The organism is Leptospiraceae bacterium, assembly GCA_024233835.1.
GTDB lineage: Bacteria > Spirochaetota > Leptospiria > Leptospirales > Leptospiraceae > JACKPC01.
This window is the reverse complement of the sequence record JACKPC010000003.1, coordinates 440,418-461,668: the sequence shown is the minus strand read 5'-3', so window position 1 is coordinate 461,668 and position 21,251 is coordinate 440,418. Positions and strand designations below refer to the sequence as shown.

The window sequence follows — 21,251 nt, the reverse complement described above, 5'->3', positions numbered from 1 at the left end:
CTTTTTTATCCAATTTATTAGATAATTTCTTGACGTATTCCAGATAATATTCAATATAGGAGAAAAGAACTTAATTTTTTGGAGCAAATCAACTATGAAAGCAGATAACATTTTACAGACTATCGGGAATACACCTCATGTAAGACTCAACCGGCTTTATAATACAAAAGCTGAAGTTTATGCTAAACTGGAAAAAGCAAATCCAGGTGGTAGTATCAAAGATAGAATAGCCCTCGCCATGATTGAAGATGCAGAAAAAAAAGGGATATTAAAGAAAGACAGCATCATTATTGAACCCACCTCAGGTAATACAGGTGTAGGTCTTGCTATGGTCTGTGCTGTAAAAGGCTATTCTCTCACACTGGTTATGCCGGAATCAATGAGTATAGAGAGAAGAAGATTAATGTCTGCATATGGAGCCAAATTTGAGCTAACTCCCAAGGAAAAGGGAATGAAAGGTGCTATCAGTCGTGCAGAAGAAATGGTAGCAGAAAATCCAAATGCCTGGATGCCGCAACAATTCAACAACCCGGCCAACGTTCAAATTCATATTCAAACAACTGCAGAAGAAATTCTAAAAGATTTCCCGGATGGAATTGATTATCTGATTACAGGAGTTGGAACCGGAGGACACATCACCGGTGTTTCCAAAGTCCTAAAAAGTAAATTTCCCAAATTGAAAGTTTTCGCTGTAGAACCGGAAGCCTCTCCTGTGTTAAGTGGTGGCAATGCAGGTCCTCATCCAATTCAGGGTATTGGAGCCGGATTTATCCCACAAATTATGGATACCTCTCTATTAGATGGAATCATACAGATATCCAAAGAAGAAGCCTTCGATTTTGCAACCCGCATAGCCAGAGAAGAAGCCATCTTTGTTGGACTTTCTTCCGGTGCTTCCCTGGCTGCTGTAAACAAGAAGTTAAGCGATATTCCTGATGGAGCCAAAGTACTTACGTTTTGCTATGACACAGGTGAGCGTTACCTCTCTGTTGATGGCCTTTTTACCTGACCAAAGTTCTGCTTTCGCGGGGAGTTCCCCGCTTTTTTTCGCAAGGAGACACCATGAAAATGGATACTAAATTTGTTCACGGGGCTAAAAGTTTTGAATCGGTAACCGGTTCCATCAGCACTCCCATTTATCAGAGTGCAACTTTTAAACACCCTGCCCTTTACGAATCAACCGGATACGATTATTCCAGGACTTTAAACCCAACCAGGGAAAAGTTAGAAGAAACGTATGCACTTTTAGAATCCGGAACTCATGGTTCTGCTTTTTCCTGTGGTATGGCCGCTATAACAGCTATATTTGAATTATTTCAATTCGGAGACCATATCCTTGTTGGTGATGATATCTACGGAGGAACTTATAGGTTTTTTCAAGATATTTCATCTAAAAGAAATTTAGAATTTTCCTATATTAACACTACAAGTTTAAAGGAAATTGAGAAAAACATCAAACCCAATACCAAAGCAATCTTTTTAGAAACTCCCACAAACCCTATGATGAAAGTTTCTGATATTCAATCCATTCAAAAACTTGTTAAACCCAAAAACATTCTTCTTATAGTTGATAATACCTTTCTAAGCCCGTATTTTCAAAGACCTATAGAACTAGGAGCAGATATCGTTGTTAGCAGTGGTACCAAATATTTAGCCGGTCATAACGATACGCTCAGCGGATTAGTTGCGAGTGCCAACTCTGAATTAGGAGAAAAAATTCAGTTTATTCAAAATAACACGGGTGCTGTACTCTCTCCTTTTGATAGCTGGCTTACGCTCAGAGGTATTAAAACTCTAGGAATCCGCATGAGAAAACAAGAAGAAAATTCAATTGAACTTGCAAACTTTTTAAAAGAGCATCCAGCTATAGCGAAAGTATACTACATTGGTTTACCGGAACACCCTTCCTATGAACTTTCCAGGAGACAGGCAAGTGGTTTTGGTGCAATGTTGTCTTTTGAGGTTAAAGATCCAAATTTAGTTCCGAATCTTCTAAAACGAATTATGATCATCAGTTTCGCGGAAAGTTTAGGAGGTGTTGAAAGTTTATTAACCTATCCTATAGTTCAAACTCATAATGCACTTCCGGAAGCAACATTACATAAACTCGGCATCAACGATAGACTACTCCGATTTTCAGTAGGAATTGAAGATGTAGAAGACTTAAAAAAAGATTTAGAGCAGGCTTTGTCGGATAAGGTTTTGAGTGTATGAGAAGTTTCCACAGCATCATAATTTGGCGGAAATTTTTCATACGCTCATGTTGGAATGTGTTGCCAGCGTGTATTACTCAAAAATCTTACTTTACTAACAAGCTATAAGTTTTCGATTTCTTCTATACTTAGCCCTGTAGCAGTAGAAATGGTTTTATTATCTATACCAGCTAATTTAAAATTTTTAGCTATTTCTAATGTATTCGTTTTTTTTGCTTTTTCTTCAGCAAGTTTTTCTGCTCGCTGAACAGCCAACTCCACCCTTCCTCTTTCATCCTGTTCTCGCATCAGAAAATAGTCATAGCTATTCAGTTCTTCTTTCGTCCAATTGTGCCTGTCTGAAAGAATATAAGCTTCTTTTAAACCTTCATCTTCAACATTATCCGGAATTACTTCTAAGTTCTCGGCATTCTTTATGAAGTAAATCCATTTATCAGTCAGGCTTTTACAGTCTTCTAATTCTTTTTTGAACTTGGGCAACTCTATAAAATTAAAGTTAATATCTTTTAATTCATTCTTCCTGGTTTTCGTATTGATAATCAAATGCTCGGTGAGATAATTATCTCCTTCAAAATACTCAAACTCTAAGATGCCAACAAAAACAACCGCTGTGAGTTTGGAATAGTCATCACCTTTTTCTATCTGGGAGGCATATTCTTTAGATACATAATACTGCACCCGTTTATCAAAACCGGAAACTTCGCTAAGTTGCATTTCAACAATATAAGTAGTCCCGGATTGGTCTTTGACATTTACATCAATGATAGAAGATTTCAGTCCGACAATTCTCGGAAGCTGAAATGTATTGCGAAATTCGAGATCTATGATCTTTCTATCCCCTTTTAGGCTCAAAATTGAGTTTAGGAAGGAGATAAGGATTACTTTTTTGCCTTCATTTCCAAAAATTTTCCGAAAAGCAACATCATTTTTAGGATCAGCGAATTTCATAAGAAAATATTGAAACCCGAATAGAAAAAGTCAATGAAAAGACCGGAAAATTATAAGGAATCACAAAATTTTCTGTCTAATTTCCTGGCCCGGATTCTCTTTCGTTTCATAACAGCTATCTGCCGAACTCTGCCTGTTCTTTCGCCTGCAACTCTGGCTCTTCTGTGGCTTTGAGTAGTTCATGGATAGTATTGTGTCTCCATAATAAGCAGGTGTTTAGTCTGGAAGGTTCGATAAAGTTTGTAAGGGAAAATTTAAATTATTTGTAGATGAAATATTTTTATTTGATTTACAAAAGCACTTGACAGCCATATAGTTTTAAACTTTTCTTGAAGTTTGCGGTAATCAGTATGGACGAAGAACCAGAAAAAAGAGCTATTTCATTACATAGCTTAATAAAACATTTATTTACACGAAACAAAAATACAACTGCTGTTTTGAATACAAAAGAAAAAATTTCGATTGTTGGCTCAAGTGAAAAGAGGTTGAGACCGGAAGTCAGAGCAGGATTAAAAGAAAATGAAATAGAAGCAACCGGCCCCGGACATGCAGAAGAAAAGGTTATCAAAAAAGCAGAAATCGAAAAACTGCATCCAACAGAAATAGGAGTCAGTAGGCCAATCTGTCTGGATTGCAAAAGCTTAATTTTGCAAAAAGATATTCAGACGAAAACAAATTTTTCAGGTAAAAAGTCTAAAAACAGAGAAAATGAGAATGACTGAAGTTATAGAAAAAAGATTAGAATCACTGTCTTACTACCAAATTTTGGCTTTTTACGTTTTAGTCATCAAAAGACAAATACCAAACTATTATTCTTTTTTTCAAAAAGAAAACTGGGGAAATCCTGAAATCTTAGAGCTGGGAATCCGACTTTTAGAAAACATTGCATTAGAAAGAAGTGTTTTGGAATATGATGAAAGTCTTATCGATGATATTTCAAATATAACGCCTGATTCTGAAGAGTTTGATTCTATCCTGGCGACCTCCGCACAGGATGTATGTGTCATGCTTATAGAAGCATTAGAGTCCGTAAGCTCACAGGATACAGAAAGATTAACTGGCCTTACTTCTCTTGCTTTCAATTCTATTCAGATGTATATCGAAGAAAAACATAGCCTTGATTATAATCAAAAGAATCACGATGAATTTGTGAATAACCATCCTCTAATCAAGCAACAAACAGTTTATTTTGAAAAATTAGTCCACGATATTGAGGTTGAGAAGAATGTTCATCCGGAATTGTTTCAAAATGTAGAAGCGTTTCACCTGCCAACGGATTTGTAAGAAATCCTTTTGTATTCCAGTGCTTACGCCAGCATACTCATAACCCTACTCCACATAGCTGCTGGTGCTCAGGCTGTACCAGCAGAGTTTATGAGCTTCGCTCTACTCAGTGTCCACAAACTAACACTTCGGTTGGTGAGTAAAGTTTATGAAGTTCATAAATTTTGTATCGAACCACCGAAGTTAGGTTATTGTTGTAAATTTATCGCATTAATAAAAGCGGACTTTCTATATAGTCCCTAAATACAGAAAGGAACTTTGCACCCAAAGCCCCATCCACTACACGATGATCACAGGATAGAGTGACCGTCATTGTCTTTCCGGCAATAATACTTCCATTTTTCACTACCGGTTTTTCAATAACTCCTCCCACCGCTAAAATCGCTGCTTCCGGTTCATTGATTACAGCCGTAAAATGAGAAATGCCGAACATTCCCAAATTAGATACCGTAAATGTTCCATCGGTATATTCATCCGGTTTTAGTTTCTTTTCACGAGCCAGGTTAGAGAGCTTCTTAACCTCGGTTCCTATATCATAGACAGTCTTTCTATCAGCATTTCGAATATAAGGAGTAATTAAACCTCCCTCCAAAGCCACTGCCACACCTATATCAATTCTTCCATGTTGTAGAATATAATTTCCTCTCCAGGAAGCATTCACAGAAGGAACTTCTCGCAAAGAAAATGCACAGGCTTTCAAAATGAAATCATTCAGACTCAATTTATCTGCATTTTCAATATTCCTTTTCTGAGCAAATGATACAAGAGAAGAATTTAGCTCTGTTCGTAGTTTCACCAGGGGTTCTGCATCAAATTCCAGGTTTAAATAAAAATGTGGGAGTTCCTGTTTGGAATGAGTTAACCTTTTTGCAATTACTTCTCTCATGGAATTTATCGGAATTTCTTCATCTTTTCGAATACTACTTCTTCCGCTGGATAGCGAAGAAGATTTAGCTCCCTGCATATAAGCTTCAATATCTTTCTTAACGATTCTGCCTTCCGGTCCACTTCCCTCCACATTTCTCAGGTCAATACCGTATTGCAGAGCCATCGATTTAGCCAGGGGAGAAGCTAAAAGCCTTCCATCGGTACGCTTTCTATCTACAAATACCGGAGCTTTATGGGCAATCGCAGGAATAACTTTGGGAACCTGGGGTTCCTCTTTTACTTCCACAGGTTTTTCAACTTTTTTGGATTCCGAAACTTCCATTTTTACAGGTGTCGGTAGGGTTTCTTCTTTTTTAGTTTCAGAAGTGGAAGGAGAATGTAGTCTGGATTTCGCAGTCTCAATAAGAACTGCTACATCTTCTCCTTCTTTTCCGACAATAGCTACAGGAAGTCCTACACGAACTTTAGAATTTTCCTCTGCAATGATAGCGAGTAGCTTCCCTCTTTCAAAAGATTCCATTTCCATTACAGCTTTATCAGTTTCCACCTCAGCAATAATTTCACCGGGACCCACTTCATCTCCGATCTTTTTTGTCCATTTTACAATAGTCCCTTCACTCATAGTAGGAGATAATTGCGTCATTTCAATAATTTTGGCCATCCTCTTCTCCTTTAATTTAAAAGTCGTAAAGCTGCCTGAACTATCTTTTCAGGACTCGGTAAACTTGCTTTTTCCAGATTCGCCGCATAAGGCATCGGCACATCTTCCTGACAAACTCTTTCTACAGGAGCATCCAGATAATCAAAAGCATTTTTTTGAATCAAATAAGCCACATAAGAACCGACTCCTGCCTGCGGCCATCCTTCTTCTACAATAAGCGCACGATTGGTTTTCTTCACGGTCTTATAAATGGCTTCCTCATCCAGTGGTCGCAAAGTTCTTAAATCTAAAACTTCCGGATATATTCCTTCTTTTTCTAATAGAGAAACCGCTTCTGTTACTGTATGATAGGCCCTTGACCAGGTTATAATACTTAGATCCGTTCCCTCTTTTTTTATCTCCGCTTTCCCTATGGGAATATAAAACTCTTCTTCCGGAACTTCTCCCTGGACTCCGTATAAAACTTCACTTTCTATAAATACAACAGGATTATTATCTAATATAGAAGTTTTTAATAGACCGCAGGCATCTTTAGGTGTAGCCGGTGCTACGACTTTTAAACCCGGAATATGAGTATAATAACTTTCTAATGCCTGTGAATGCTGGGCTGCTAAGCGACCGCCGGCACCTCCTGCACCTCGAAACACAATCGGCATGGGAAATTGTCCACCACTCATATATAACATTTTTGCTGCTGAATTTACAACCTGATCAATTGCAACCAGAGAAAAGTTCCAGGTCATGAATTCAATAATCGGTCTCATCCCTCTCATGGCGGCTCCGACTCCGATACCGGCAAATCCATTTTCAGATATAGGTGTATCAATTACTCGTTTATCACCATATTTATCCAGCATTCCCTGTGTAACCTTGTAGGCTCCCTGGTAGGCGGCAACTTCTTCACCCATTATGAATATATTCGGATCCTTATCCATTTCCTCGCACATGGCACGATTTAAGGCTTCCCTGTATGACATCATTTTTAAACCCATTGTCTCTCCTCCTCAATCCACATAAACATGTTGATGCAACCAGGAAAGAGGTGGTTCCTCACTGGTTTGTGCAAACTCTACAGATTCATCCACAATTGAATTTACTCTCTCTTCAATTGCCTCTAAATCTTTTTTATCCAGACCATAAGCGAGTAGCTCGTTTTCGGCTCGAACCAAAGGATCCCTGCGTTTATACTCATCCACTTCTTCCTTGGTTCGATACTTTGCCGGGTCTGACATAGAATGACCTCGGAACCTGTAAGTTGAAATTTCAATTAATGTAGGCCCTTCCCCTCTTCTTGCCCTATCGACTGCAACTTTCACATGATTTCGTATTTTACGAACTTCATCGGCTTCGATGTGGTCTCTGGCTATGTTATAGGCTGTTGCACGAATAGACACATCTTTAACCGAAATAGCACGGTATTCGTGAGTTCCCATCGCATAATGGTTGTTCTCGCAAATAAAAACCACCGGTAACTTCCAGATAGCAGCAAGATTTAAACCTTCATGAAACGAACCAATATTGGCAGCTCCATCACCAAAAAAACAGAGGGTTACCGCCTGGTTTCCCTGGTATTTATCAGCAAAAGCGACACCGGCTGCAAGAGAAATATGACCTCCTACAATTCCATGTCCACCCAGAAAGTTTTTTTCTTTATCAAAAAAATGCATAGAACCTCCGTAACCTTTTGAGATCCCTGTCTTTTTTCCAAACAATTCTGCCATCAGGGCCTTAGCCGAAAGTCCTCTGGCCAGAGCATGCCCGTGATCCCTATACGTAGAAACTACGGAGTCTTTCTCTTCCAGGGTTGCTATAGAACCCACGGCTACCGCTTCTTGCCCTATATAAAGATGACAGAAACCGCCAATTTTCCCGGATGCATAGGCTTTTGCCGCTGCTTCTTCAAACCTGCGAATTAAAAGCATGTCTTCATAGAATTTTTTTAATTCGAGAGCCTGTTCTTGAGCTTTAATCTTTTCAGGCACGCAATCCTCCCTAAAAATCTTTTTTTTATAAAATAGAGTTCTTTGGAAAGTTTGACAAGAAAATAATTAAATGAGAATTAGAATCATAATATTTTTTTAATCCGGATTATCTTTCCAGGAACGTTTGAGATTTATTTTTTCTTTTTCGATAAAAGCTTTTTGGAGATCGATCCCAAAGGTATTGGAGAGTTGTAGAAGATAGGATAATACATCAGCAAATTCTGATTCTAAATCAAAGCTTTGATCTTTTCCTTCTTCTACATAGATTTTTTCTTTGTAACGTATAGCTTTTGCCAGTTCTCCAACTTCTTCCATCCACAGTAAAAAAGTTTCTTGATAGGAGCTTTTGTCCCAGCCATTAAGTGCACAGCTTTCTTTCATGTATTTCTGAACTTCGCTGAGAGTTGATTTTTCTGAAATAGTATTTAGTAAATCTTTTTGTTCCTGGTTCATGAGTTTTCCTTATCTTTCCTCGTCTGTGCTATGTTTGTCTTCAGATAATACTTTGTCAGCATTTATCTGGCTTATTAAAGTAAACCCTCATTCCCTTGGTTTAATATTCCAGGTTAAGCCTAATAAAATAATTCCTAATATAGTGGCAAATAAGATAGAATACAAGACATACGGCCAGCCATATTCCGAGTGAGAAGCCAGCCAGCCAAGACCTTTTGCCTGAACTGTCCTACCAATGTAACCAAATAGCCCTACGAAACCCGCAGCCGTTCCCACCGCTTTCTTAGAAGTTACATCTAAAGAAGCTACTCCCAGTAACATAACAGGTGGATACACAAAAAAACCAATGACCGCGAGCATTGTCATATCGAGCCAGAGCCGTCCGGGTGGATTTAAAAGAATCATGAGAAAGGCAAAGAAAATGGGAATCATACAAAGAAGACTTACCATCCCCCTTCTACCACCTAATTTATCTGAGAGCCAACCCATAAGAATAGTACTTCCGATTCCACCAAATTCAATGATTAAAACACTAAAGCCCCCGCTTTCCAGGCTTGCCCCCTTTGTCTCCTTCAAATAGGTAGGTCCCCAATCCAGCATACTATAGCGAACGATATAAACAAAAAAATTAGCAAAAGCAAATAACCACAGAGTTTTGTTATTTAGAATATACTTAACTAATAACTCTTTTGTTTCGAGTTCCCTTTCTGGATCTTCTGTATTCACCTTGCTTACATCTTTTTTAGAATCTTTATATTCTTCAATAGGAGGTAAACCAAGCGACTGAGGTGTATCTTCCAGACGGAAGTAAAGATAGACAGAACCTATGAGGGCTAAAACACCCGGCACATAAAAAGCAGACTTCCAACCAAGCTGGCTCGCCGAATAGGCAGCAATTACTCCGATTAGACCTCCGCCTATATTATGAGCAATATTCCAGACTGCAAATACACTACCCCTTTCTTTCAAACTAAACCAGTGACCGATAGACCTACCGCATGGAGGCCAGCCCATGCCCTGGAAAAAGCCATTCAAACCCCAGATAAGGATATGCAAGTAAAAGTTTTCAACTCCGATAAAAGCAAAATTCATAAGAGCTGTTAAAAACAAACCCACCGACATAAACTTTTTCGGATTACTTCTATCGGAAAGAGAACCCATAACAAATTTACCCAGACCGTAAGTAATGGCGGTTACAGCCAGAATATCTCCTATCTGGGACTTGTCGTACTGAAGGGCATTGCCCATTTCCTTGGAAACAACCGACATGTTGTTTCTGACAAAATAAAAAACAGCATACCCGATAAAGGTAGATTCAAGGATGCTTCGCCTGTAAACAGGATAATTCCTTTGAACTTCAGCTTCGGCTAATCTCGGAATTGCAGGAGCGGGTTTAAACCAGTTTATTACTGCTTGTATCATCACTTACTCGTTTGTTTTATTTACTCGAATATTATATTCTGTTTTAGATATATTAGGAAAATCAGCCGAAGGAACATCTCTCTGTTTTACAATTAACCAACCGCTTTTCTTTGCATAAGAAGCAATACTTTCTTTCTGATCCGCTGCCACATGCTCATCCGGGTTTACGATAAGTTTTAGCTTTGCACTATATTCAATCATTTCCTTATCGCCCCGACTATTACCTCCAACCAGAAGAGGTTTACCCTGCACAAAGGTTTCAATGGCTTCCATCTTTCCATTATCCTGGGGAATAGGTTGAACCATTTCTGATGTAATCTTCCCTTCCCGTATCACCGACTTTACTCCAATAATGTGGGTTATAGGAATATGCAGTTCTTCGCTTAGAAACTTTTGGTACATTGCTTCCGGGCTGGCTGTAACTATCCAAACTTCAAAATTATGTTTCTTTAAATTATCAATTAAAGAAACCATAGAGGAAAAAACTTTTCCCTTATAATACTTATGGTAACAGGTTCTACCTAATTCTCTTAAATACTCCAAAGAATCTCCCTCAAAGAAATGAACCCGAAGTTGAACATAGTCCATAGAAACATTGGAGAGTTTTACCATTTTCTTAATGACTTCCGGCTTCTTTTCCGGTTTTTGTTTGGCAACTTCATAGAGACATTCATCGGCAAGATAATGTGGTGCCTGTCCCAGAACCGTTCCATCCCCATCAAAGACGGCAATCTTTCTATCCGGATGATTTTTTGTATCTTCAAAAAAAGACCTTAGCTGATTATTAACTTCCTCTGAGAATCCCTGTATCGGACTGAAACTCACAGGTGGTTTTGCCGGTTCACAGGTTTGAAATATTAGAAATAAACTGAATACTAAATAAGGGATTTTTTTATAATTCATTACAGCTCCAAAAAAATTATTATATGCTTATTATGAGTGTGAAACTATTTCTTTCTCGAAAGCGAACCACCGATGGTTCGCTTGCTTCCCTGAAAAATAAGTGGATACTTCACAATTAGAAAATTTACTCAAAACAAAGGTTCTCGTCAAAACCGGTTAGAATGAATACAACCGGGGTACAGGTTCCTTTGGTAATTTCAGTTCGAAGAGCCTTATGCTTACTGCCTACAGTAATTTTTTGTTTTTTTAAGCAATCCAGAGGAGGAGCAAGTCCACCGGCTATGGTCAGTTTTAAACCGGTATCTTTCCAGGTTGGAAATTTATACTCAGTTCCTTTATCCTCCGGTTCGAAGTGATAAATTACTTCTCTGGGTTCCTTCATCATGCCCTTAACTGCTTCCGCAGGTTTTTTAATGGAATCAATAACTGCGAACCCCTTTATTTCTCTATATTCGCACATACCACCTGCTTTTGTTTCTTTAACGGCTTCCTTTGTACTATCAGCCGAACAGGAAAATGTAATAAAAGCTGAAATTATAGCTATCAGGCTAAAGCTTTTTAATGAAACTATTTTCATAATCCCCCCTAAGGTAATATAAATTTTCTATTTACAGAACTAAAGCTTACATTCCATGCTTTAGGAATACAAGAATTTATTGTCTAAGAAATGAGACAAGAGTAATTACAGGAAGGAAAAATATGAGAATAGTAATTCTAATCACCCTTTTAAGCTTTGGATTTATCTCCTGCGAAAGCCTTTTAACCAAGGAAAACATCGATAAAATGATGGAATTAGCCAAAGAAGCAGAAAATAAGAAAAAGGCCGCCGAAACCACGGATGATTCCAGAAAGGTAAATCCACCCACAACTGATGATTCCAGGAAAGTAAACCCACCGACAACCGATGATAGCCAGAGAAAAGTAAATCCTCCTACGGTTGATGATGGAGGCGGGAGAAAGGTAAATCCACCTACTGTAAATTAATTATATATTCCACAATGAAGGCGACCCACCGGTGGGTCGCCTTCATTGTGTGGGTCACCTTCAAGCAAGAGGTAAAATTATTGAGTCGGAGGATTAATAATCCTTCCGGAACCACCACCTTCTACACTGGAACGTAAAGAAGCAGCCGGTAGAGTATTCAGCAATTCTCTTGTATTAGTCAAAAGAAAACGAAATTCTTCAGGAGTATAAGTATTAAAGTTTTCTTCTTTAATGTTAGTTACACCCATACTCTTTGTATCCAGTCTGGCAAAACGAATAGAAGCAGTCGTATTATTGCTGGTAATTCCCGCTTTACTCGAACTTGCCACCGTGCCACCGGAGAAAGTTATCGGCTGAGTGGTTGACCAGGCGTAGTTATTGGCTTCATCCAACTCAACGATTGTATCATCCAGATCCACAACTAAAAGAAGGAAATAATCCCCACTTAAAGTAGAAGGAATGGTAACCGGAACGGTTGTAGTGGAACTCAAACTGGTGCTATAAGTTCTTTTTAAACTTTTTCCCAGAGGAAAGTCTATTTCCCATTCACAGTATTTAGCTCCTAATTTGGAATCTGTAGCCGGAGTACAGGCTGAAGTAGGAAGGGTTCCTCCTTTTTTAAACTTATCATAGTACAGAACTCCAAAATCATTGGCGTCTGTTGCATTATAATAAAGCAGGGCAGCCGACCAGGTAGTAGCACCGGCACTAACGGTTATAGCTGTTTTCCCTTCGTTAAAAATTTGATATTCCAGCTCGTATTCATTCGCTTTCTTTTCCAGAGAGTCATAAAACTTTATTTTGTAAGCTAATAAATCGGCGTCGGTATCTTTGGCTTTGGTATCATCCGTATTGTCCGGTGTTACAGTGGTGTCGGATTTTATATTCTTAGCTACGAAAGCTGCTATAGAAAATTTAGTCTTAAAGTAGTTATAATCTACCCAGATAGTTCCGGCATTCCCCCAGCTCGTTCCCCAGCTATTAATAACGAGGTAAGCACTCTTAGAATCATCGTATCCCCCGATAATCATAGCATGGTAGGCGTGTTGTCCTACATTGTTATAGCTCGGAGAACCGGTTGCACCATATACATCTGCACTATTCCAGCTCATGAAACGGTCATCCAGCTTGGCACCGATAACCACCGGACGGTTATTGGCAATGGCCTCTTTAATTTCGGCTTGCCCGGCATCGGTAGTATGGTCAATCCGGCGGTAGTTCTCAATTTTAAACGGAGTTGCATCATTTTTATACTGCTCGATAAAACTGGAACTATATGTACAGGAGCCCAGATTTGTATAGGGAACCACTGACATTTTCGGAATACCATTTTTTACAATCGAATCGAGAGCGGACTCAAAACCGGTTCCACCGCAACCGGAGCCTTTTTCTGCATCCGGAATGGAAGTGAAAAGGTATTTCGGACTGAATTGCTTCGAATTATCTGAACCCGGTGCTGCATTCTGGTCGATTCCTTCGAGGTAAGACTTCATGTTATATCCCACCGCCCAGGCCACGCAGGTTCCATACTGCCCCTGATCCCCAATAGCCGGAAAAAATTTACCGGCACTGGCAGTTCCATTTGTACCATCGTTATATAGATCCACTTTGCTCGGAAGAGCTGCCCTGCCACCGGGACCGCGGTAGGAACCGGAAGTAGAAGAAAATTTACTGGCAATAGTCGAAAAGCTGATACTTTTAGGCTTTTGAGCCCAGCTATTGGCCTGGGTAGTACAGTGGTTCAAACTCACACGAGCATCCGAAGCCGGTGGGCAGGATTCGGTTTGGATACCGAATAGTTGGTTAAAAACATCCGGTGCAAATACTTTCAATAATAACAGGTTTTCAACTGTTTTATCCTCTTTCTTCTTTGAACAGTCCGTCATAAAAACAAAACTGAGTAAAAGAAGCGTAAAAAAAAGAAATCGCTTCATCATAATAGAGTTCTCCTTTCGGAATAAAATACGGGCTTATGCCTCATTATTCAATCAAGTCTAAGCAAAGGCACTTCCTTTGAGAATCAAAAAATTTTTTCCGAACAGAATTTTTTTCTATAGCATTTGTGCAAAAATATGTACCCATTCAAAAAGCTGGGAGTTTCTTTAAACCTAAGCGAATGACCGATGGTTCGTCTGCTTCCCGGAAAGTGAACATTTTTAGGATATAATTTTAGTTTTTCATAATATTCTTAAATATCGTATAACTTACAAATGATTTTTATAACTTGACTTTTATCGAAACAGGTTTAATAATTAGAGAAATCCAATGTTTTTGCTAATAAAACTCTTTTTTATAAGTATTTTCCTATTCCTTTTCCATCCTCTATTTGCCCGTACTGTTTCTGTTGGTATTTATAACAATCCACCCAAAGTAAGTTGGGAAAAATCAAAAAAACCGGAAGGCATATTTGTAGATATCCTCATCGATATAGCAGAAAAAGAAAACTGGCAATTGAAATATGTTTTCTGTACCTGGCAAAATTGTTTAGAAATGCTGGAAAATGGGGAAATTGATCTGATGTTAGATGTGGCATATTCAAAATCGAGAAATAAGCAATTTGATTTTAATAGACTTCCGGTTCTTTCCTCCTGGCTACAATTACATTCTAACAAGGACAGTAATATACAAAATATTCGGGATATGAACGGCAAGAAAATAGCGATTCTTGAAGGTTCCATTCAACAAAATATACTTATGAAAAAGAAAAAAGATTGGAACCTAAGCTATAAACTTATAAAAAAACCCGATTACAATAGCAGCATTCAAGCTGTTGAATCTGGAGAGGCAGATGCAGTTATAGTAGGAAGGTTCTATTCGTATAATAAAAATAAATCTCATTTTTTAAAACCCGCATCGATCATATTATCCCCTTCTACTCTACACTTTGCCACAAAAAAGAATAGGAATTTAGATTTACTTTCTGCCATTGATTCAAATTTAACAAAGATTCTGAATAACGGTAATTCAATTTATTATAAATCTCTTGTTTACTGGCTTCATGAGAAACCACCTACACTGATACCTGCTTACCTTATCTGGACTCTCACCGGTATAGCCCTCTCCTCAGCTTTTTTAGTTATCGTAAGTTTAGTTTTCAAAAAGCAGGTTCAAGTAAGAACTAAAGAACTAAGCAATAAAAATATAGAACTCCAAAAAATCATTTCAGAGAAAGATGCACTTCATCGCGAGCTTTTCCATAGAACCAAGAATAATATGCAGGTTATTATTTCTATATTAATGATTCAAGAGTTATTTTCGAAATCAGATGAAGATATTAAACGTTTAAAAGATTCTATTGATAAAATAAAAGTAATGGCGCTTGCTCAACAAAAACTTTTTCAGTCAAAGGACTTATCCTACATCTCATTAAAAGAATATATATCAGATCATATTAATTTAATTTGCAATAGTATGAATGTCGATAGAACCCAAATTCATATTCGGAGTAGAATAGCTCCTGTCCGGGTACTTATAGATATTGCAAATCCACTGGGTTTACTGCTCCATGAACTTCTTTCCAATTCCATCAAATATGCTTTTCCCGACGGAGAAGGACTTATATCTATTCGTGTAAAAGAATCTGGAGATATTCTCTTTCTCAAATTTCAGGATAATGGTATCGGTTTACCTGAAGATTATAATTTTGATAATACTGAAGCATACGGCATGCAAAGCATAATCGGTATCGTTAAAAACCAGTTGCAAGGAAAAATTAAATTCAAACAAAGAAAGGGATTTACCTGCTCTATATGTTTTAGTAAAACAGTATATAAGAATAGAATTTAATAACTAATGTATAATTCTTGTATTTAACGGGAATATTGTTCTCCAACTAAAGCAATCAAATGTTCTATAGATAATGGTTTTGTTAAAAAAGCAATGGGTTCTGTCGATAGAGCTTTTGTTTTGGTTCCTTCATCATCATAAGCCGTTATATAAATAATGGGAAGATTCGGATTCTCTCTTTTGATTTCTATAGCAGCTTCAATCCCGCTGGAACTATTCGCCAGATGAATATCCATAAGGATAAGGTCAGGTTTCAAGTCTCGATACATAGAAATTGCCTTATCTTTCGTACTTGCATTCCCTAAAACCGTGAAACCTTTCTGCTTTAATTTCCTCTGCAACATCATGAAAAATAAAGCCTCATCTTCCACTATTAGTATTTTAAAATTTGATCTCATCTTTATATTCAAACCTAAAAACTTTCATTCATTTATTCTCAAGGTCCTTACTGTATTTGCTTATGTTCTCCCCCTGTCAAATACCCATCAAATAAAATTAGGCCCAATGGGGAACATACTTTAACTGCTTTTTTGCTGCGTCTTCATCGTAAGGTTTAATTAATTTTTTCGCCAGGGTATTTACTGCTTGACAGAATCTCATAAGTGAAAGTGTATATTTGATTTATGCCTTGCTTATAATAACAATGAACTGTATATTTGATTTAACTTTTCTTTTAAATCAGAAAGTTCTTCATTTATAATATTCCAGATAATCTGATAATCAATACCAAAATAAACATGAACTACTTTTATTCTTAATCCTATCCAACCAGTCCAATCTATATCATTATTTTCATCTTTGATTCTCCTTGATAAATTGGCAAAAGCATCTCCAATCACGGCTAACTGATGCATACATGCACTTTTTAGCATGGAATCAGAATTAAATTCCTTAAACGTTTTGCCGAAAACATAAGATTCAATTTCCTCGGCAGCTTGAATAGCATGTTCGATTCTGAGCTTATCACTAATTCCTTCTTTCATAAACTAAAACTCTTTCCCGGAATATGTTTTCTTTTATTTTTTCATTTATAGCTTTATCGGATAGAAGATCGATTTTTTTTCCGGTTAGTTCTTTAAGTTCTTCTGCCATTTTAAAAAACAATGTACCTATTTTTTGTGAATCATCTAACTCTAACAGAATATCAATATCACTATCCGGAGAAGCTTCTCCTCTACTGTAAGAACCGAATAAATAAGCTTTTAAAACAGGTTTTTCAGAAAAATAATCATTTAGAATTTGCACTATCCTTGTTTGAGTAAAAGCTTCTTTTGGTTTTAAAGGAATAATTTCCACTTCATTTTTAACTATCGATTTCAATAGCTTTATTATATCTTCAGAAGAATGATATACTTCCTCAATATCAGGGTCATCGATCTTTAATTCAATCATAATTATTATCCTAAAATTTGAGTGTGCTGATTATCCCGATTTACTTCAACATAAATATTTTTCTGATATACTACATAGCTCTCGATTTCCTCTACGCTACCAGGTATCCTCTCAATAAATATCTTAAAGCTCTAGGTTTTTTTCCGGTATTTACTTGCAGAACGAGTCCCATAATTATACCCCTATCAAATACCCGTCAAATAAAATATTGCACTCTAAGGCCTGTTTCCGCGCATTTTAATAGTTTTTCAGCTCTTTCTGTCAAATACCCATCAAATAAAATTAGGCCCAATGGGGAACATACTTTAACTGCTTTTTTGCTGCGTCTTCATCGTAAGGTTTAATTAATTTTTTCGCCAGGGTATCGCGAATAATTCTTGAAGCTACGGCACTATTCTTTTCTTGAATAGAAAACCTTTGCCGCAGACTATAATTGGTCATAAATTCTCTTTGCACATATTTCAGGCAGGTATGCATATAGCAGGCTCGAATCCTCTCATCTTTATCCATATCTGCAAAACTTTTATGGGCGAAAAGAACTACCCTGGTATTATCACCCGGCACTTCAAATAAGGGAGCCGGTAATTGAAACATTTCTGTGCTTGAAATTACCTTATCGATTCCGGTACCTCTTTCCTCACAAATTCCAATTCGCCGAAGTAGAGAAGCAATCCTTTCATTTCTTGAGCGGGGTGGAGAATCCAAAAATCTATCGGGATCAACAAGTGGTTTACCCGGATTCGTAATTTCTATACGATTGGAAAAAATTTCCACCATAGGAGAAGTTCCGGTCAAACTAAAATCCTGATGAATAATAGCATTGGCAATCAATTCTCTTATAGCCAATTCAGGAAACATACGAGCCGTATGCCTTAGAGCTTCTCCCAATACTTCATTTGCAGGCAATTTAGAATTGATAAAAGAAATCAAATTCTGGAAACCTGAAGCATAGCCTTTATTATCAGTATTCTCTTGTATTGTTTCCATTCGGTTGATACCATTATAAAAAATAACACGAATAGCTTTACGTTTTAAAGATGGAAATTTATCCAGATTGTTCGCAAAAAGAATTGCACCCATATTGGTAATATTCCAATTTCCTGATGTGTTCTTTTGAAGAATTTTTTCTTTTTCTAAATATTCTAAAATTCTTTCCCTATTTTCCGGTAAATGAAAATTCAACAAAGTAAAATAGGAAGGATAATCAATTAAATTCAAAACATCACCAGGAGAAAGATTTTCAGCAGCAATCTGCATTTCAAATGGAGTCCTGTCAAAGATCTTCCAAAGCTCTCTTTCTTTTTCAGGAAAATCTTTCAATTTTTTCTTATAACTTCCAACGCGAATAAAAGTTTGATTTTTAAATTGCACCGGAGTATTTACAGCTAAAGGAATTTCTAATATGATAATGGGTTTTTCATTATATACAAAACTATGAAATATAAAATGGACTCTGGGAGATAAGTGTTGAATTAACCAACTTTCCAACTCTTGATTTCCAATTTTTTGAGTTTTAGGATTAAAATCTGTGCCGAGTATTTCTTTTGACTCGTCATCCACCACTCCCCAGACCATATAGGAACTAGTTTTTTCCCAAAGAGCCGCAGAGTTAGCTAATGCGGATATATATTCACCTATCTCATCCGGATTGGAATTGTTAACTTTAAATTCTAACCATTCTACTTCGATTCGGATTCCCCTGAGTTCATCCAATAAACTTTGCAGGTAAGATGCTTCTCGTTCAAGGGTCATCGATCTTTATTTCCATCATAATTATTATCCTAAAATTTGAGTATACTTCGTTTTCTTCCAATATGTCAAGACAGAAAAGATAGCCCCCTGACAAAATAGACCCTATTTATTTCGCCTCAATCTTTAAATAGTTCAGCATTGTATACTCATCAAAAATACCCATCTCCATTGTAAGTTTCCTATCTGCAACTATTACATCCAGAGTCTTTTCTATATACGGTGCTGAAGCCTCATCATTGATAAAGCTAATTCCTTCTATTAGAATTTTGTTATGACTGTAGGTTTTTCCCTGCCAACCTACAGAAACCGTCACCGAATAAGTTCCGTTCGGCAGATCAAATTCAAAGGTCTTCTGCCTTCCCCAGTCATCGTATATAATGCTTTTCTGTAATTCATTCGATCCGGAACTTAGATACTGGTATTTTACATGCGTTAAATCTCCGTACCAACCGTATCCATCCGTTTTATTATACTGTGACCAACCTATTTTCATATATTCTTTTCCATCCACTACAAGCGGAGAGGATTCAGGAGAAGAATTTGGATCTTGAAAATTGATATAATAGTTTCCGGGACTCCCTTCTGCTCTTGTATGATCAGCAGAAGGAATAAGCTCCGGTATTGTGCTGATTTCTCCACCCAATTTTTGTCCGATCACTTTTCGTAGAGTATACAGATATTCAGAATTTCGAGAATAAGCCGTCAAACCGGAAATGATTTTATTCACCTGTGCATCAGCTTCATTTGTAGTACCTGGAACAGGATGTGAAGAAGCATTCAGTAAGTAAAAATACTCATAGTCCTCCAAACTATCTCTCATAAGTTCCAAACGTATAGACGAAACCAACCTGTGCTGATTTGAGCCATAAGATATATTAGAATTATCTTCGGAAGGTGGATACAACATAAATGTATCTCCATTATGATTACTCGTAGCCGGTTCTGTATAGGGATTCTTAGACCAATCGTTCATAGAATAATAAGCAATTCCCCGAATCCTGTATTTCCATAAAAACCAGCCCGTCAACTTACTTTCAATCCCGGGATGGTCAAGGGTAATAGGGTTAAAGAAAGGAGGTCTTGTTCCATATAAAAAATAGATCCAGGTTTCTTCTGCATTATTTATCTGACGGGAATGAGAAACATCCGGATTATAATTATGTAAAACCGGAAGCCAGATATCTATTTTTCCACTATTATAAATTTCGGGCCTGGGCTCTTCTGAAACCATAAGCTTTAAGTCCGGTGCTACTTTCTTCAGTTCCTTCGAATACCAGACAATGGCATCGTAGTCTGCCTGATCCTGCGGCTCATTAGCCATATAATAATAGGCTTTTTGAATAAATCCTTTAGTTTTTAAATAGTTTTGTAATACTGTTATGTATTGAAACCACTTTTGATTATAAGCAGAAGAAGGATTATTTGCTGCATACCAGTCTGTAGAAGCTCTTGTAATTCCGCAGAATGTATCCGGTCTCTGATCTAAAGAAGAATCATTATTCCGAAACGTAGCAGCCATAAAGGTAGGAAAACCCACTCCTGAATGGAATCCATTTCCGTTTACATACTTATCGGAAGGAGAGTCAAAACCCCAGATCCCATCCGTATCGCTTAAAGTTGCTGTATTACAGTCATAATTTATAAAGGGACCGGCCCCGGTTCCCGTTATGCCTCCCGGCCAATTAACTGATTTGGGTGTAAGCCGATGTTGTATGAAGAATAACTTCATCATATCCACATACTTCCAGTAATCTTCTCCTGTGCCGCTAACCCCATATTTACTCAGTACTGTATTATAATTAAAATTCATCTGCGAATGAACCTGCGGCTCATCAGGAAGCGCAAAGTTAAACACATGAAGCTTCACAGGTACAGACAAAGAACCAATATGAACATTGGCTGTATAATCCCCCGCATTTACCGTCTTTGCCACATAGAGTGTTATCCAGAAAGAAGTATTCTGAAGAGCAGGCAGAGAAACCGTAGCCGAGCTGGAAAGTGGCCAGAGCGGATCCGGGTAAGCTCCCGTTTTTCCCAGATTATCACTCACTGTCGTAATATTTACATATTTAACCTGCGAAAGCTCCGCACTGATGCCTTCTCCGAAGGAATCGATACTCACATTTACAGAAGTAGCAACAGAAGGATTTACTACGAGTTGAAAGGGTTCATATTCATTCTTCGCTGCAAACACATTTATTTCGGAAATGGTTTTATCCGGGACAATACCCTTTTGAAAAACCCTTTCCGAAGGTGGAGTAGTCCAGAGAGTAAAACCCTCAGTAGATTGGCTGAGTTTATAGGAGAAATCCTGTATACTCGGTGTATTTACAGTAGAAGATACTCCTCCCAACAATAAGAGACGTTCTTTTTTAGAGCTCGATTGAATCTCTCCTCCTAAAAACCTATCCAGATAGGAACAGGAAGAGAATAAATATATAAGGATGATGAATGTAGAAAACAGTTTCATAATCCTATTAGAGTTTTACTAACTAATTATAGCAAGGTTTTTCTTTTTTCTATCGACAAATTCCTGCTTTTTAAGAAAACTGTTAGCCTACCTTATCATCACATAAAAAAAGA

At 37.5% G+C, this 21,251-nt stretch carries 20 protein-coding genes; 6 read left to right on the top strand and 14 right to left on the bottom strand.

The window, feature by feature from the left end; all coding sequences use genetic code 11:
• Positions 1–94 precede the first annotated feature (94 nt).
• Positions 95–1,009, top strand: coding sequence for a cysteine synthase A (gene cysK, locus H7A25_16370; GenBank protein ID MCP5501478.1), 915 nt, complete (start codon positions 95–97; stop codon positions 1,007–1,009).
• 53 nt (positions 1,010–1,062) lie between these two features.
• Positions 1,063–2,214 carry a PLP-dependent transferase gene (locus H7A25_16365; GenBank protein ID MCP5501477.1) on the top strand — a complete coding sequence of 384 codons (1,152 nt, stop codon included), beginning with the start codon at positions 1,063–1,065 and terminating at the stop codon, positions 2,212–2,214.
• A 101-nt stretch (positions 2,215–2,315) separates the two neighbouring features.
• On the opposite strand, the gene H7A25_16360 is transcribed toward H7A25_16365, so the two are convergent.
• Positions 2,316–3,161 (bottom strand): Rpn family recombination-promoting nuclease/putative transposase, encoded by an 846-nt coding sequence (locus H7A25_16360; GenBank protein MCP5501476.1) that lies wholly within the window; start codon positions 3,159–3,161, stop codon positions 2,316–2,318.
• A gap of 350 nt (positions 3,162–3,511) precedes the next feature.
• On the opposite strand from H7A25_16360, the gene H7A25_16355 reads away from it, so the two are divergent.
• On the top strand, positions 3,512–3,883 hold the full coding sequence (locus tag H7A25_16355; GenBank protein ID MCP5501475.1) for a hypothetical protein: 372 nt from the start codon (positions 3,512–3,514) through the stop codon (positions 3,881–3,883).
• Entirely contained in the window at positions 3,876–4,445 is a 570-nt protein-coding gene (locus H7A25_16350; protein ID MCP5501474.1) for a DUF416 family protein, read from the top strand. The genes H7A25_16355 and H7A25_16350 overlap by 8 nt, the downstream gene beginning before the upstream one ends.
• 202 nt (positions 4,446–4,647) lie before the next feature.
• Here the strand turns inward: H7A25_16350 and H7A25_16345 are convergent, their stop codons facing one another.
• The 7 genes from H7A25_16345 to H7A25_16315 all read right to left on the bottom strand — a co-directional run bounded on the left by H7A25_16345 (position 4,648) and on the right by H7A25_16315 (position 11,331).
• Complete coding sequence (locus H7A25_16345; protein MCP5501473.1) at positions 4,648–5,994, bottom strand: pyruvate dehydrogenase complex dihydrolipoamide acetyltransferase; 1,347 nt, start codon at positions 5,992–5,994, stop codon at positions 4,648–4,650.
• A gap of 11 nt (positions 5,995–6,005) precedes the next feature.
• Positions 6,006–6,986, bottom strand: a complete 981-nt coding sequence (locus tag H7A25_16340) for a pyruvate dehydrogenase complex E1 component subunit beta (protein MCP5501472.1) — start codon at positions 6,984–6,986, stop codon at positions 6,006–6,008.
• 12 nt (positions 6,987–6,998) lie between these two features.
• Complete coding sequence (pdhA, locus tag H7A25_16335) at positions 6,999–7,916, bottom strand: pyruvate dehydrogenase (acetyl-transferring) E1 component subunit alpha (GenBank protein ID MCP5501471.1); 918 nt, start codon at positions 7,914–7,916, stop codon at positions 6,999–7,001.
• 156 nt (positions 7,917–8,072) lie between these two features.
• The gene (locus H7A25_16330; protein MCP5501470.1) at positions 8,073–8,429 is read right to left on the bottom strand and encodes an RS21-C6 protein; all 357 of its coding nucleotides are present in this window, start codon (positions 8,427–8,429) and stop codon (positions 8,073–8,075) included.
• Between the two features lie 87 nt (positions 8,430–8,516).
• On the bottom strand, positions 8,517–9,851 hold the full coding sequence (locus tag H7A25_16325) for an MFS transporter (GenBank protein ID MCP5501469.1): 1,335 nt from the start codon (positions 9,849–9,851) through the stop codon (positions 8,517–8,519).
• Positions 9,852–9,854: 3 nt separating this feature from the next.
• The gene (locus tag H7A25_16320) at positions 9,855–10,754 is read right to left on the bottom strand and encodes a haloacid dehalogenase-like hydrolase (protein MCP5501468.1); all 900 of its coding nucleotides are present in this window, start codon (positions 10,752–10,754) and stop codon (positions 9,855–9,857) included.
• 124 nt (positions 10,755–10,878) lie between these two features.
• Entirely contained in the window at positions 10,879–11,331 is a 453-nt protein-coding gene (locus H7A25_16315; protein MCP5501467.1) for a hypothetical protein, read from the bottom strand.
• A 122-nt stretch (positions 11,332–11,453) separates the two neighbouring features.
• On the opposite strand from H7A25_16315, the gene H7A25_16310 reads away from it, so the two are divergent.
• Complete coding sequence (locus tag H7A25_16310) at positions 11,454–11,738, top strand: hypothetical protein (protein MCP5501466.1); 285 nt, start codon at positions 11,454–11,456, stop codon at positions 11,736–11,738.
• Between the two features lie 77 nt (positions 11,739–11,815).
• Here H7A25_16310 and H7A25_16305 read toward each other — a convergent pair whose 3' ends face one another.
• Positions 11,816–13,675 (bottom strand): hypothetical protein, encoded by a 1,860-nt coding sequence (locus tag H7A25_16305; protein MCP5501465.1) that lies wholly within the window; start codon positions 13,673–13,675, stop codon positions 11,816–11,818.
• A gap of 328 nt (positions 13,676–14,003) precedes the next feature.
• Between H7A25_16305 and H7A25_16300 the strand changes: the two genes are divergently transcribed.
• Entirely contained in the window at positions 14,004–15,524 is a 1,521-nt protein-coding gene (locus H7A25_16300; protein ID MCP5501464.1) for a transporter substrate-binding domain-containing protein, read from the top strand.
• 23 nt (positions 15,525–15,547) lie between these two features.
• Here H7A25_16300 and H7A25_16295 read toward each other — a convergent pair whose 3' ends face one another.
• From H7A25_16295 to H7A25_16275, 5 genes are all read right to left on the bottom strand, one after another.
• Positions 15,548–15,922: a response regulator gene (locus tag H7A25_16295; protein MCP5501463.1), complete on the bottom strand. Its 375-nt coding sequence runs from the start codon at positions 15,920–15,922 to the stop codon at positions 15,548–15,550.
• Between the two features lie 234 nt (positions 15,923–16,156).
• Positions 16,157–16,507: a DUF86 domain-containing protein gene (locus H7A25_16290; GenBank protein ID MCP5501462.1), complete on the bottom strand. Its 351-nt coding sequence runs from the start codon at positions 16,505–16,507 to the stop codon at positions 16,157–16,159.
• Positions 16,491–16,916: a nucleotidyltransferase domain-containing protein gene (locus H7A25_16285; protein MCP5501461.1), complete on the bottom strand. Its 426-nt coding sequence runs from the start codon at positions 16,914–16,916 to the stop codon at positions 16,491–16,493. Before H7A25_16285 ends, H7A25_16290 begins: the two co-directional genes overlap by 17 nt.
• A 282-nt stretch (positions 16,917–17,198) precedes the next feature.
• Positions 17,199–18,668, bottom strand: coding sequence for a putative DNA binding domain-containing protein (locus tag H7A25_16280; protein ID MCP5501460.1), 1,470 nt, complete (start codon positions 18,666–18,668; stop codon positions 17,199–17,201).
• A gap of 106 nt (positions 18,669–18,774) precedes the next feature.
• Positions 18,775–21,138, bottom strand: a complete 2,364-nt coding sequence (locus tag H7A25_16275) for a DUF4091 domain-containing protein (GenBank protein MCP5501459.1) — start codon at positions 21,136–21,138, stop codon at positions 18,775–18,777.
• Positions 21,139–21,251 lie beyond the last annotated feature (113 nt).